Source organism: Pantoea sp. X-Soil-OKNW-713, assembly GCF_059730685.1.
On sequence record NZ_AP035995.1, the window covers coordinates 3,879,783 to 3,892,469 of the forward strand.

At 54.6% G+C, this 12,687-nt stretch carries 14 protein-coding genes and 1 other RNA gene; 12 read left to right on the forward strand and 3 right to left on the reverse strand.

What is annotated here, in order from left to right; genetic code table 11:
* Positions 1-2: 2 nt before the first annotated feature.
* Complete coding sequence (gene uxaC / locus AC6I8R_RS17990) at positions 3-1,418, reverse strand: glucuronate isomerase (protein ID WP_021183518.1); 1,416 nt, start codon at positions 1,416-1,418, stop codon at positions 3-5.
* 396 nt (positions 1,419-1,814) lie between these two features.
* On the opposite strand from uxaC, the gene AC6I8R_RS17995 reads away from it, so the two are divergent.
* From AC6I8R_RS17995 to AC6I8R_RS18040, 10 genes are all read left to right on the forward strand, one after another.
* Positions 1,815-3,116 carry an MFS transporter gene (locus AC6I8R_RS17995; protein WP_036625639.1) on the forward strand — a complete coding sequence of 434 codons (1,302 nt, stop codon included), beginning with the start codon at positions 1,815-1,817 and terminating at the stop codon, positions 3,114-3,116.
* Positions 3,117-3,207: 91 nt separating this feature from the next.
* Entirely contained in the window at positions 3,208-3,981 is a 774-nt protein-coding gene (gene exuR / locus AC6I8R_RS18000) for a transcriptional regulator ExuR (protein ID WP_021183520.1), read from the forward strand.
* A 322-nt stretch (positions 3,982-4,303) separates the two neighbouring features.
* Complete coding sequence (locus AC6I8R_RS18005; RefSeq protein WP_013510637.1) at positions 4,304-4,978, forward strand: DedA family protein; 675 nt, start codon at positions 4,304-4,306, stop codon at positions 4,976-4,978.
* Entirely contained in the window at positions 4,978-5,346 is a 369-nt protein-coding gene (gene mzrA / locus AC6I8R_RS18010; RefSeq protein ID WP_021183521.1) for an EnvZ/OmpR regulon moderator MzrA, read from the forward strand. Before AC6I8R_RS18005 ends, mzrA begins: the two co-directional genes overlap by 1 nt.
* Before the next feature lie 172 nt (positions 5,347-5,518).
* Complete coding sequence (locus AC6I8R_RS18015) at positions 5,519-5,893, forward strand: DUF1090 family protein (RefSeq protein ID WP_021183522.1); 375 nt, start codon at positions 5,519-5,521, stop codon at positions 5,891-5,893.
* 154 nt (positions 5,894-6,047) lie between these two features.
* Positions 6,048-6,353, forward strand: coding sequence for an ElaB/YgaM/YqjD family protein (locus tag AC6I8R_RS18020; RefSeq protein ID WP_208724244.1), 306 nt, complete (start codon positions 6,048-6,050; stop codon positions 6,351-6,353).
* A gap of 2 nt (positions 6,354-6,355) precedes the next feature.
* Positions 6,356-6,754, forward strand: a complete 399-nt coding sequence (locus tag AC6I8R_RS18025) for a phage holin family protein (protein WP_200864654.1) — start codon at positions 6,356-6,358, stop codon at positions 6,752-6,754.
* Positions 6,751-7,035, forward strand: a complete 285-nt coding sequence (locus AC6I8R_RS18030; RefSeq protein WP_208724245.1) for a YqjK-like family protein — start codon at positions 6,751-6,753, stop codon at positions 7,033-7,035. The genes AC6I8R_RS18025 and AC6I8R_RS18030 overlap by 4 nt, the downstream gene beginning before the upstream one ends.
* 210 nt (positions 7,036-7,245) lie before the next feature.
* Positions 7,246-7,656 (forward strand): DoxX family protein, encoded by a 411-nt coding sequence (locus AC6I8R_RS18035; RefSeq protein WP_036625565.1) that lies wholly within the window; start codon positions 7,246-7,248, stop codon positions 7,654-7,656.
* A 67-nt stretch (positions 7,657-7,723) separates the two neighbouring features.
* The gene (locus tag AC6I8R_RS18040; RefSeq protein ID WP_497832674.1) at positions 7,724-8,698 is read left to right on the forward strand and encodes a glutathione S-transferase family protein; all 975 of its coding nucleotides are present in this window, start codon (positions 7,724-7,726) and stop codon (positions 8,696-8,698) included.
* A gap of 243 nt (positions 8,699-8,941) precedes the next feature.
* Here AC6I8R_RS18040 and rnpB read toward each other — a convergent pair.
* Together rnpB and rsmI are read right to left on the reverse strand one after the other, a co-directional pair.
* Positions 8,942-9,320, reverse strand: an RNA gene (gene rnpB, locus AC6I8R_RS18045) — RNase P RNA component class A.
* Between the two features lie 33 nt (positions 9,321-9,353).
* Positions 9,354-10,217 (reverse strand): 16S rRNA (cytidine(1402)-2'-O)-methyltransferase, encoded by an 864-nt coding sequence (gene rsmI, locus AC6I8R_RS18050; protein ID WP_415173163.1) that lies wholly within the window; start codon positions 10,215-10,217, stop codon positions 9,354-9,356.
* A gap of 62 nt (positions 10,218-10,279) precedes the next feature.
* On the opposite strand from rsmI, the gene AC6I8R_RS18055 reads away from it, so the two are divergent.
* Together AC6I8R_RS18055 and AC6I8R_RS18060 are read left to right on the forward strand one after the other, a co-directional pair.
* Entirely contained in the window at positions 10,280-12,331 is a 2,052-nt protein-coding gene (locus tag AC6I8R_RS18055; protein ID WP_415173162.1) for a penicillin-binding protein activator, read from the forward strand.
* Positions 12,289-12,684 carry a YraN family protein gene (locus AC6I8R_RS18060; protein WP_013510647.1) on the forward strand — a complete coding sequence of 132 codons (396 nt, stop codon included), beginning with the start codon at positions 12,289-12,291 and terminating at the stop codon, positions 12,682-12,684. The genes AC6I8R_RS18055 and AC6I8R_RS18060 overlap by 43 nt, the downstream gene beginning before the upstream one ends.
* Positions 12,685-12,687: the final 3 nt, after the last annotated feature.

A 12,687-nucleotide genomic window follows, 5' to 3' on the forward strand; every position in this document is an offset into this window, starting at 1 on the left:
CATCAGGCTCCTAACTCAATGCCGAAGTAATCACGGGCATTGTTGAAGCAGATGTTTTGTACCATCTGCCCCAGCAGTGCTTCGTCGGCAGGTGCTTCGCCGCGTTCCACCCAATTGCCGATCATCTGGCACAGCAGACGGCGGAAATATTCGTGACGGGTATAGGACAGGAAGCTACGGCTGTCGGTCAACATGCCGACAAAACGGCTCAACAGGCCAATCTGCGCCAGTTGCGTCATTTGACGCTGCATGCCATCGAGCTGATCGTTGAACCACCATGCCGAGCCAAACTGCATCTTGCCCGGTTCCCCTTCACCCTGGAAATTCCCGGCCATCGTCGCCAGTACTTCGTTGTCGCGCGGGTTTAGGCAATACAGGATGGTTTTCGGTAATGCGTTTTGCCGATTTTGTGCATCCAACAGACGAGCCAGCGGGATCGCCAGCGGTGCATCGTTGATAGAATCGAAACCGGTATCCGGTCCCAGCAGCTCAAAGTGGTGACGATTGGCGTTACGCAGTGCACCGATGTGGTACTGCTGCGCCCAACCGCGACGGGCATATTCACTGCCCAGCCACACCAGCACCGCCGTTTTGAATTGCGCGGTTTCTTCGCTGGATGGGGAACCACCCTGCAAACGACGCGTCAGGATGCCATCAAGTGTGGCCTCATCAGCCTCTGCATACACCACCACATCCAGCGCATGATCGGAAATCTTGCAGCCGTGAGCGGCAAAGTGATCAAGGCGTTTGCTTAAGGCACGACGTAGATCGTCAAAACGCTGCACGCTGACATCCGCCACTTGCTCCAGCTTGTGGATCCACGGCAGGAAGGTTTCCAGCTCAATGTTAAAGGCTTTGTCCGGACGCCAGCTCGGCAGCACTTTGACGCTGAAGCTGTCATCCTGCGCCAGGGCGCGATGATGCTGTAAATCGTCAAGCGGGTCGTCGGTGGTGCCGACCATTTTCACCTTCATCTGCTGCATAATGCCGCGTGCGGTGAAGGCATCCTGTGCCAGCAACGCATTGCAGCGATCCCAAATGTCATCTGCCGTCTGCTCAGACAGCAACACATTGGTGATGCCAAAGGGGCGTCGCAGTTCGAGGTGCGTCCAGTGATACAACGGGTTACCAATGGTGTGCGGCACAGTACGCGCCCAGGCATTGAATTTTTCACGGTCGGTGGCGTTGCCGGTGCAAAGGGCTTCCGGTACGCCATTGGCGCGCATCGCTCGCCATTTGTAGTGATCGCCTTTCAGCCAGATGTCATAGAGGTTGGTAAAGCGGTAATTTTCGGCAATCTGCTGTGGCGGCAAGTGACAGTGATAATCGAAAATCGGCTGGTCTTTGGCGTAGTCATGATAAAGACGACGCGCAAATTCGCTTTCCAGTAAAAAATCCTCAGTCATAAAACGCGACATACCTGCTTCCTCATTTTTGTAGCCCGTTGGCTAATGACACAAAGTTATCATACCAATTTTGATAAACGGCGGAATTCTTTGCGACAAACCTCACATTAATGACAGATCTTTGATGTGGATATGGACAAAAAAGCCGCAAAAATACCGCTAACCTGCTGTTATTACGTCGAAGAACAGTATCACACACGCCTTGAAGGGTTTTTGTGATGGCTCTCAACTTTTAAAGTTGTATAACAAGTTAACCTCTCGCTCCATTGATGCCAGACCGATGGCACAGGCAAGGAAATAAAGGCGCGTTTCAGCGTCTGCGGGCGTGAAGAGAGCTGTCTCACGAGCAGTCCCGCTCCAGATAACAACAGCGGCAACGCCGCAACGACAAACTGGAAGAGGTTAATGATGCGTAAGATCAAAGGGCTACGCTGGTACATGATTGGACTGGTGACGATGGGCACCGTTCTGGGCTACCTGACGCGTAATACTATTGCCGTAGCAGCACCCACGCTGGCGACCCAGCTTCACATCACCACCCAGCAATATTCATATATCGTCGCCGCGTATTCGGCCTGTTACACCGTGATGCAACCGGTCGCTGGTTATGTGCTGGATATGCTGGGCACGAAGGTCGGCTATGCGGTGTTTGCGATACTTTGGGCTATCTTCTGCGCCGCCACTGCGTTAGCAGGGAGTTGGGGTGGGTTTGCGCTGGCGCGTGGTGCGGTCGGTGCCGCAGAAGCAGCCATGATCCCGGCAGGATTAAAAGCCAGCAGCGAGTGGTTTCCGGCCAAAGAACGTTCTGTGGCGGTGGGCTACTTCAATGTGGGTTCATCGATAGGTGCGATGCTGGCACCGCCGCTGGTGGTCTGGGCCATTGTGGCACATAGCTGGCAGATGGCGTTTATCGTTACCGGGGTGCTGAGCATGATTTGGGCACTGTGCTGGCTGGTGTTTTATAAACATCCGAAGCAGCAAACCAAGCTGAGCGAGGAAGAACGCCACTACATCATTGCCGGCCAGGAAGTACAGCATCAAACCGGTAACAACAGCAAAATGTCGGTTGGTCAGATTCTGCGTAATCGCCAGTTCTGGGGCATTGCGCTGCCACGTTTCCTGGCTGAACCTGCCTGGGGCACCTTCAACGCCTGGATTCCGCTGTTTATGTTTAAGGTGTATGGCTTCAATCTGAAAGAGATTGCACTGTTCGCCTGGATGCCGATGTTGTTTGCTGACTTCGGCTGCATCCTGGGGGGTTATTTACCGCCGCTGTTTCAACGCTGGTTCGGTGTCAATCTGATCGTCTCACGTAAGTTGGTGGTCACGATGGGTGCAGTGCTGATGATTGGCCCCGGTACCATCGGCTTGTTTACCAGTCCGTATGTGGCAATTGGTCTGCTGTGTATCGGCGGTTTTGCTCACCAGGCCCTGTCCGGTGCACTGATTACCCTGTCATCTGACGTGTTTGGTCGCAATGAAGTGGCAACCGCTAATGGCCTGACCGGTATGGCAGCCTGGACCGCCAGCACCCTGTTTGCCCTGGTGGTGGGTGCCCTGGCCGATACCCTCGGCTTTAGCCCGCTGTTTGCTGCTCTGGCGGTGTTTGACCTGATCGGCGCGGTCGTTATCTGGAGTGTGCTGAAAAACAAACCGGTTTCCGAAATGGAAAGCGCGCCACCCGTACAAACTGCGGCGGTCCGTAGTTAATCTCTTTGGGCTGGTGTGAGCCAGCCCATTTCTTCCGCCCGGCCGAAGTGGTATAACAACTCCTCGTTTACCTGCATAGCGGAACCGCGCAATGGACCTGACCGAATCCCGACGTCTTTATCAACAACTGGCCAGCGAGCTGAAACGCCGCATTGAAGCCGGAGAATACCCGGTGGGTGATAAACTTCCTGCCGAGCGTTTAATTGCTGAGGAGATGCAGGTCAGCCGTACCGTGGTACGTGAAGCGATCATCATGCTGGAAGTCGAAGGCTACGTGGAAGTGCGCAAAGGTTCAGGCATTCACGTTATTGCCAGCCAACAGCAAAACCGTATCGTGACCTCCAGCCAGTTGGAATTCGCCAGTTTTGGTCCGTTTGAATTGTTGCAGGCACGTCAGTTGATTGAGAGTAATGTCGCGGAGTTCGCGGCAACCCAGGTGACTCGCCAGGATATCATCGCGCTGATGGCCATTCAGGAGAAGGCCCGCCAGGAAGACCATTTTCGTGATTCTGAATGGGATATGCAGTTCCACGTCCGCATTGCACAATCGACGCAGAACAGCGCCTTAGCCGCCATTGTCGAGAAGATGTGGTTGCACCGCCTGCATAACCCCTATTGGCTGAAGTTGCATGAGCATATTGATCAGCGCAACATCCTCAGTTGGTGCGATGATCACGATCAGATTCTGAAAGCACTCATCCGCAAAGATCCCGCCGCCAGTAAGCTGGCTATGTGGCAACATCTGGAAAATACTAAACAGATGTTGTTTAACGCTACCGCAGACGATTTTGAGTTTAATGTCGATCGTTACATGTTTGCTGAAAACCCGGTCATCCTGCCGGAAGGCACTGATAATTCCCGCTAATTTTGCTGATTTTTCCGGCAGGAAAGTCAGTTAATCTGCAATAGTGTCAGCTCATGTAAAGCTCCTTTTGACCAGTTGCATCTAAAGGTAAAACTCCTCTCTTGCGGGAACTTTCTACTGTCTCAGATCCATGATTTTTGTTACAGTTATCGCCCTTTTCTTACCCTTTGCGACAGGGCATTAAAAAGTTGCTGATTTAACAATCAATTCTGGAAGGATCCGGAAAATCCGGCTCAGCTGCGCTCCTAAAATGCATAACCAAACTGCCAGCTAGTGCTCCAGCCCTTCGGGCACGTTTAACAATGATGTTCAGGACCGATTGATGGATATTTTGCAGGCATTACTGCATGCCTTATGGCAGCAGGATTTTGAAACCCTTTCCGACCCGACACTGGTGTGGGCCATTTATGGCGTGCTGTTCATGATTCTCTTCCTTGAGAACGGCCTACTGCCCGCTGCATTTCTGCCCGGCGATAGCTTGCTGATTCTGGTTGGCGTGCTGATCGCCAAAGGCACCATGAACTTTCCACTCACCATTCTGGTCCTGACCACCGGTGCCAGCCTCGGTTGCTGGGTTAGCTACATTCAGGGACGCTGGCTGGGGAATACCCCCACGGTACAAAAATGGCTTTCCCATTTACCCGCGCAATATCATCAACGCGCGCACAGCCTGTTCCATCGTCATGGGCTTTCCGCCCTGCTGATTGGCCGTTTTATCGCGTTTGTGCGTACTCTGCTGCCAACCATTGCCGGGTTATCTGGCCTCAGCAATGCGCGTTTCCAGTTTTTTAACTGGGTGAGCGGTTTGCTGTGGGTAGTGATCCTTACAGTGCTCGGTTTCGCACTTGGCAAAACCCCCATTTTCCGTCGCTATGAAGACGAATTGATGTTTTGCCTGATGATGCTTCCCCTGGTGTTGCTGGTGTTTGGTCTTGTCGGGTCACTGGTGGTGTTGTGGCGTAAACGTCAGTCTGATCAGAATGGGAAATCACAGTGATGAAAATTCTGACCCGCATCCCAAGGCGTCTTCTGCCCTGGTTGTTGGGCGCTGCGCTGGCTCTCGTTGCCATCAGTTTCGCCCCTGCGCTGCTGAGCCATGAAACTGTGGTGCAGATTCGCGTTGCCAACAGCGGCACCCCGCTGCCGGATGGCTTCTATCTGTATCAGCAACTCTCCGCCCAGGGCGTGCGCATTAAAAGCATCACGCCTTCTGGTGATGCATTGGTGATTCATTTCGAAAACGAAGAGCAAAGCCTGGCCGCGCAGAAGGTACTGCGTCGCCTGCTGCCACAGGGTTTTGTTGTGGCCGCCGGTCATCAGGCATCGCAGCAAAATCAGGACCCCAGTCGTCTGACTTACAGCTAAATTGCGTCGTCCGGATACTCGTCCGGGCGACCACAACCCTCGCTATCCCCGCGTCTTCTTTGAATTTTTTCATCCGCTGTCTATGCTTAAAGGTAGCGCGAGCACAAGACAAGCTGGGAAGCCTCTCCTGCCCGGTTTGCGGCAGGTCATTCACAAAGGAAGGTTTTACCTGATGAAACGTCAATTACTCCTGGGTGCTGTTCTCCTCTCCCTCTCCGGCTCACTTCTGGCAGCAGAGTCACTATGTCAGCAGAAGGAGCAGGACATTCAGCGCGAAATTGGTATGGCAAAGCAACATGATAACCAGCGCCGGGTAAACGGGCTGGAGCGTGCGCTAACCGAAGTGCGCGCCAGTTGTACCGATGAAAAACTGAAAGCTGCACATCATGAGCGTATTGAGGCGCAAAAGCATGATGTCGCCGAACGTGAGCGTGAGTTGAAAGAAGAGCGCCAGGAAGGTAATGACAAAGAGAAGATCGCTAAACGCGAGCGCAAGCTGGAAGAAGCGCAGCACGAGTTAAAGCAACTCGAAGCTGAACGCTATTAATCGGACTTACTGTTATATGCCCTAAATAATTCAGGTTACAGGAAGGCGGCAAGCTCATAGACTTCAGGAGCTTACCTCAGTAAGTGACTGAGGTATATGAACGCAGCCAACGTACCTGTAGCCTGAAGTATGACGGGCATAAAAGGAGATTTTCATGGCTAAAGAACCAACATCAGAACATTTGCGTGCCGAACTGAAAAACCTGGCCGACACCCTGGAAGAAGTACTGAGCAGCACCGGCGAGAAGTCAAAGACTGAGCTGGATAAATTGCGTCAGAAAGCCCGCGAAGCCCTCGACACTTCGCGTGAACGCCTGGGCGAGTCTGGCGAACGCCTGGCGCAATCCACCCGCGAAGCCGCACATAAGGCAGATGATTACGTGCGTGAAAATCCCTGGCACGGCGTCGGTATTGGTGCTGCGGTGGGTGTGGTCATCGGCATTCTGCTTTCACGGCGTTAATGATGAGTGACAGTCAGCAAAGCCACGGCCCGGGCAAAGGGGTCATCAACATTGGTCAACGTATCGTTACCACGTTGGTCAGTATCGTTGAGACACGCGTCCGCCTGGCAGTGGTGGAACTGGAAGAGGAAAAAGCCAACCTGATTCAGATGTTGATGATGGTGGGCCTTACCATGCTGTTTACCGCTTTCGGGTTAATGAGCCTGATGGTGCTGATCATCTGGGCGGTGGATGCGCAATATCGGCTGATGGCGATTGCGATTACCACTGCCGTCCTGTTCCTGCTGGCGCTGATTTTTGGTGTCTGGACACTGCGTAAATCCCGCCAGTCCACACTGCTGCGCCATACGCGCAAAGAGCTGGATACCGATCGCAAACTGCTGGAGGAGCATCGCTCATGAGTCGCCGCGAGCGCGAAGCACGCATCCACGCATTGCTGAATCAGGTACAACAGCAACGGCTGGATCTGAGCGCAGCCAGGCGTGACTGGCTGGAGAGCACCGCGCAGTATGATAGGGGCTGGCTCACCTTCCTCAGTTTGCGCCGCTATCTGGCGATTGGTAGCAGCGCGCTGGCAATCTGGTCAATTCGCAGCCCTAATCGGCTACTACGCTGGGCGAAACGCGGCTTTGGGCTGTGGAGCACCTGGCGGATGATCAAATCAGCGCTGCCACCACGTTAGGCTAACTCCTTCTGACAACGGACCTTTTTCAGGTCCGTTTTTCCTTTAATCAGAATTCCTGAACAACATCGACAGATTATCTCGCTTACAACCTTTCCAACCCGCGATTATCATCTCTAGCCATCAGCCCAATGAATCACAAGACGTGATTCGACGGGATACATTGCCGCAGGCCAGCAACCTGCAATAAAAACCTTGTTGGAGTAGATGATGAAAAAATTCGAAGATTCTGGCCTGTTACTGGCACGCGTTCTGATGACCATTCTGTTTATCACCGCTGGCTGGGGCAAACTGACCGGTTATGCAGGCACCGCACAGTACATGCAGTCAATGGGCGTCCCTGGCTTCCTGTTGCCGCTGGTGATTCTGCTGGAACTGGGTGGCGGTCTGGCGATTCTGTTCGGCTTCCTGACCCGTTTCACGGCGCTGTTTACTGCCGGCTTCACCATTCTGACGGCGTTCCTGTTCCACAGTAACTTCGCTGAAGGTGTTAACCAGCTGATGTTTATGAAAAACCTGTCAATCGCTGGTGGTTTCCTGGTGCTGGGTCTGGTTGGTCCGGGTGCATACAGCATCGACCGTCTGATTCGTCAGCGTTTCCAGACTGCAACCGCACGCTAAGTACACAAGCAGCGTATACTGAAAAGGGGCGAGGATATTCCTCGCCCCATTTTTTTATGGAGGGCTTATGGGACAACTGATTGACGGTGTCTGGCATGACACCTGGTACGATACGAAGTCAACCGGTGGCCGCTTCAAACGTACAGAAGCGGTGTGGCGTAACTGGGTTACCGCTGATGGCAGCGCGGGTCCCACCGGGAAAGCCGGTTTTGCCGCCGAACGCGACCGCTATCATTTATACGTTTCACTCGCCTGCCCGTGGGCGCATCGTACTCTGCTGATGCGCAAGCTGAAGGGACTGGAAGAGATGATTTCCGTGTCGGTGGTACATCCGCTGATGCTGGAAAATGGCTGGACCTTCGACGACGATTTCCCCGACGCTACCGGCGATTCGCTATATCAGAACGAATACCTGTATCAACTCTATCTGCATGCCGATCCTCACTACAGTGGGCGCGTTACCGTGCCAGTGCTGTGGGACAAACATCAGCACACCATTGTCAGCAATGAATCGGCCGACATCATCCGGATGTTGAATAGCGCGTTTGATGCGCAGGGTGCGCGCGCTGGCGATTACTACCCCGAGGCGTTGCGGTCACAAATTGATGAGCTGAATGGCTGGATTTACGACACGGTAAACAATGGCGTGTATAAATCGGGCTTCGCCACTTCGCAGGCTGCTTATGATGAATCGGTAACGGCGCTGTTCCATTCACTGGCACGCCTGGAGCAGATCCTGGGTCAGCATCGCTATCTGACCGGCGATCAATTAACCGAAGCCGATCTGCGCCTGTGGACCACCCTGGTACGTTTTGATCCGGTATATGTCACGCATTTCAAGTGCGATCGCCACCGGATCAGCGATTATCGCAACCTCAACGGCTTTCTGCGTGATATTTACCAAATGCCAGGGATTGCCGAAACCGTCAATCTGCCGCATATCCGTCATCACTATTATTGCAGCCATAAGACCATCAACCCGAGTGGGGTGATCTCGCTTGGACCGGCATTTAACTGGGATGAGCCGCACGGACGGGGATAAATTCGTAGCGGCGCGATTAATCGCGCGGATTTTTCTGGTACCGTGCACGGAATAGCGCGATAAATCGCGCCGCTACGGTTCAGTGCATGCTGAAAAACAAAAACCCCGCCGAAGCGGGGTTTTTGCATTAAAAAGCCGAAACTGGCCGATAAGTCGCGTTCTTTTCATAGAGAGAGGAGTGGACAGTCATTCATTCCGGGCAACAACAAAAACCCCGCCGAAGCGGGGTTTTTGCATTAAAAAAGTCGAAACTGACCGATAAGCCGGGTTCTGTCGTGGACAGTCATTCATCTAGGCCAGCAATCGCTCACTGGCTCAAGCAGCCTACCCGGGTTCAGTACGGGCCGTACCTTGTGAACCCCTATTTGGCCTTGCTCCGGGTGGAGTTTACCGTGCCGCGAACTGTTACCAGCCGCGCGGTGCGCTCTTACCGCACCCTTTCACCCTTACCTGATCCCATTACTGGGCCATCGGCGGTTTGCTCTCTGTTGCACTGGTCGTAGGCTTGCGCCCCCCAGGCGTTACCTGGCACCCTGCCCTATGGAGCCCGGACTTTCCTCCCCTCTGCCCGTCTCCCCCCGAAGAGGGACGACGACAAAGCGGCGACTGTCTGGTCAGCTTCGGCGCGGGATAATAGGCGATCCGCCGTCGTTTGTCACGCCTCTTGCTGATCGAGTGCGTAGCGATACAGTGCGTTCTTCTTCACACCGTGAATTTCCGCCGTCAGCGCAGCCGCCTTCTTCAAGGGCAGCTCCTGTTGTAGCAGCGCCAGGGTGCGCAGCGCATCTGCCGGTAAGGCTTCTTCATCGGCCTTATGGCCTTCCACCACCAGCACCATCTCCCCTTTGCGGCGATTTTCATCTTCCAGCACCCAGGCCAGTAGCTCGGCCACTGGCGCACCGTGCAATGACTCCCAGGTCTTCGTAATTTCCCGCGCTAACACCACATAACGTTCGGCCCCCAGCTCACTGACCATATCCTGTAAGCTATCGATTAAACGGTGGGTCGATTCGTAGAAGATCAGGGTGCGCGGCTCCTGCGCCAGAGCACGTAAAACATCGCAGCGCGCCTTGGTTTTCGCCGGCAGAAACCCTTCGTAACAGAAACGATCGGACGGTAATCCCGCTGCGCTTAATGCTGTAATCGCCGCGCAGGCACCTGGTAAGGGCACCACGCGGATACCCGCTTCACGGCAACGACGCACCAGATGATAACCGGGATCGTTGATTAACGGCGTTCCGGCATCAGAAACCAGCGCAATGCTTTGGCCTTCCTGCAATTTGGCCAGCAGCACTTCGGCTTTCTGCTGCTCATTGTGGTCGTGAAGTGCGAACAGTCGCGCATTGATGGCGAAATGTTGTAGCAACAGCCCGGTATGACGTGTATCTTCCGCAGCGACCAGATCGACGCTCGCAAGCACCGTTAACGCACGCTGCGTAATATCACCCAGGTTACCGATCGGGGTAGGAACGATATAGAGCGTGCTGGCAGAAATGTCTGCCCGATCGAGTTGTTTCATTGTTTCATCCGAATTGCCGATTTAATATTGAGCATCTAGAAAAAAACATCACTGGATACAGTATGCTTCCTTCAAAAGTCTTACGTCGTAAAGCAGGACGCTTTGTACCTGTTCTTCTCGCTGGGCTAATTTTAGCCGCCTGTAGCGGTCAGGGACCACAGCAAACGTCTTCCGTCAATGTTCAGGGTCCGATCACGGCCCAGTCTGACTATTACCTGCAACAGGTGCAGCAAAGCAGCGATGATAGCAAGACCGACTGGCAATTACTTGCCATCCGTGCCTTGTTGAAGGAAGGAAAGTATCCACAGGCCAGCGATCAGATCAAACAATTGCCGCAGCAGCTCTCTGATGTGCAGCAGCAGGAATTACAGTTGCTGCGGGCGCAGATGCAGATTGGTCAGCAGGATTTCAACGGTGCACAACAACTGTTGAGCCAGGTGAAAACCGATGGTCTGTCGCAGGATCAACAGGCGCGCTTCTACGGCCTGCAAATCGCAGCCGCCCAGAATCGTCCCTCGCTGGCATTGCTACGCGCCTATATCGCTCAGGAACCGCTGCTGAAAGCGGCCGATCACCAGAGCAATATTGACGCCACCTGGCAGGCGCTGACGCAGATGACCAAAGATCAGCTCAACAGCCTGGTGATCAATGCCGACGAGAATACCTTGCAGGGCTGGCTGGATCTGCTCAACACCTGGCATACCAACAGCCAGGACCCGGAAATGCTGAAAGCCGCCATCAAAGATTGGCAAACACGCTATCCGCTCAATCCGGGTGCCAAAACCCTGCCGACCGCCCTGAGTCAGGTGCAGAACTTCAGCAAAGCTTCGACCAGCACCATCGCGTTGCTGCTGCCGCTGAATGGTCAGGCGCAGATCTTCGCCAACGCCATTCAGAAAGGCTTTAACGATGCGAAAAACGGTGTGCTAACCGCCCCGGCCGCAGCCCCACAACCACAGCCGACAGCGACCCCGGCCAGCGCGGATGCCAGCGCCCAGCCGCAGCCAGCCGCTGCAACGCCAGATGCGACCGCCAATACCGTAGTCAGCCCGGCCGCTGCTGCCATCACCCCGGATCAAAGCACCCAGCCGCAACCTGCTGCTGCACCTGCCCCGGCAGCCAGCGCAGGCGATAGCAATGCCCAGGTCAAGGTGTATGACACCAGCAGTCAGCCGATTCAGCAGGTGATGCAGCAGGCGCAGCAGGATGGCGCAACCATCGTCGTCGGCCCGCTGTTGAAAAGTGATGTAGAGACTGTCGCTAACAGCAACTCGCCGCTTAACGTACTGGCCCTGAACGAGCCGGAACAGATCCAGAACCATCCGAATATTTGTTACTTTGCGCTTTCTCCTGAAGACGAAGCGCGCGATGCCGCCCACCATATGTGGGATCAAGGCAAACGCCAGCCGCTGCTGCTGTTGCCGCGTAACAGTTATGGCGATCGTGTTGGTAAGGCCTTTGCGCAAGAGTGGCAGACGCTGGGTGGTTCGACCGTGTTGCAACAGCGTTTTGGTTCCGTCAGCGAGCTGAAACAGGGTATCAACAGCGGTGCCGGTATCAACCTGAGTGGCACGCCGCTGGTGGTGGAACCCGCACAGCCACAGGGCGTATCGATTGCCGGATTGAACATCCCGGCACCGCAGACCAGCGCCCCGGTAGCCGATACCAGCGGTGGCAGCCTTGATGCGGTGTATATCGTCGCCAACCAGGATGAGCTACAGCTGATCAAGCCGATGATTGCGATGCGTACCAGCAGCCGCAACAATATCGCGTTGTACGCCAGCTCACGTAGCTTCCAGGCCGGTGCAGGTCCGGACTTCCGTCTGGAGATGGATGGCTTACAATTCAGTGACATTCCGCTGCTTTCGGGTAGCAACCCGGCGCTGATGCAGCAAGCGGCGAAGTCGTTTAACAATGATTATTCGCTGGTACGCCTGTACGCAATGGGCATTGATGCCTGGACGTTGGCGAACCACTTTAACCAGATGCGTCAGGTTCCGGGCTTTGCCATTGATGGCAACACCGGCAAGCTGAGCGCCACCCCGGATTGCGTGATCAACAGGAAGTTGGCATGGAACCAGTATCGTCAGGGACAAATCGTTCCGGTACAGTAAATCGCCAGCGCATTGGCGCTGAGCAAGAGCAGCAGGCGCGCCGCTATCTGGAGCGCGCCGGGCTGCAATGGATTGCCAGCAATGTTCGCTGTCGCAGCGGTGAGATTGACCTCATCATGCAGGATGGCGACTGCTGGGTCTTTGTCGAAGTGCGCTATCGACGCGATGCGCGTTTTGGCGGTGCAGCCGCCAGCGTCACGCGTCAGAAACAACAAAAGCTACTCCGTACCGCAGCGCTATGGCTGCTGGGACGTAACGGCAGTTTTGACACGGTAAATTGCCGCTTTGACATCATAGCCATTACCGGGCGCGAGCTGGAGTGGCTGCCCGATGCCTTTCATGCCGATGTGTAGAAC

Bases quoted from the DNA above. Each gene is read 5' to 3' on its own strand.
- mzrA (WP_021183521.1), top strand. From the start codon at position 4,978: ATGAAAATTCTGACCCGCATCCCAAGGCGTCTTCTGCCCTGGTTGTTG.
- AC6I8R_RS18060 (WP_013510647.1), top strand. From the start codon at position 12,289: ATGGAACCAGTATCGTCAGGGACAAATCGTTCCGGTACAGTAAATCGC.
- AC6I8R_RS18005 (WP_013510637.1), top strand. From the start codon at position 4,304: ATGGATATTTTGCAGGCATTACTGCATGCCTTATGGCAGCAGGATTTT.
- AC6I8R_RS18030 (WP_208724245.1), top strand. From the start codon at position 6,751: ATGAGTCGCCGCGAGCGCGAAGCACGCATCCACGCATTGCTGAATCAG.
- AC6I8R_RS17995 (WP_036625639.1), top strand. From the start codon at position 1,815: ATGCGTAAGATCAAAGGGCTACGCTGGTACATGATTGGACTGGTGACG.
- AC6I8R_RS18025 (WP_200864654.1), top strand. From the start codon at position 6,356: ATGAGTGACAGTCAGCAAAGCCACGGCCCGGGCAAAGGGGTCATCAAC.
- exuR (WP_021183520.1), top strand. From the start codon at position 3,208: ATGGACCTGACCGAATCCCGACGTCTTTATCAACAACTGGCCAGCGAG.
- AC6I8R_RS18055 (WP_415173162.1), top strand. From the start codon at position 10,280: ATGCTTCCTTCAAAAGTCTTACGTCGTAAAGCAGGACGCTTTGTACCT.
- rsmI (WP_415173163.1), bottom strand. From the start codon at position 10,217: ATGAAACAACTCGATCGGGCAGACATTTCTGCCAGCACGCTCTATATC.
- AC6I8R_RS18035 (WP_036625565.1), top strand. From the start codon at position 7,246: ATGAAAAAATTCGAAGATTCTGGCCTGTTACTGGCACGCGTTCTGATG.
- AC6I8R_RS18015 (WP_021183522.1), top strand. From the start codon at position 5,519: ATGAAACGTCAATTACTCCTGGGTGCTGTTCTCCTCTCCCTCTCCGGC.
- AC6I8R_RS18040 (WP_497832674.1), top strand. From the start codon at position 7,724: ATGGGACAACTGATTGACGGTGTCTGGCATGACACCTGGTACGATACG.
- AC6I8R_RS18020 (WP_208724244.1), top strand. From the start codon at position 6,048: ATGGCTAAAGAACCAACATCAGAACATTTGCGTGCCGAACTGAAAAAC.
- uxaC (WP_021183518.1), bottom strand. From the start codon at position 1,418: ATGTCGCGTTTTATGACTGAGGATTTTTTACTGGAAAGCGAATTTGCG.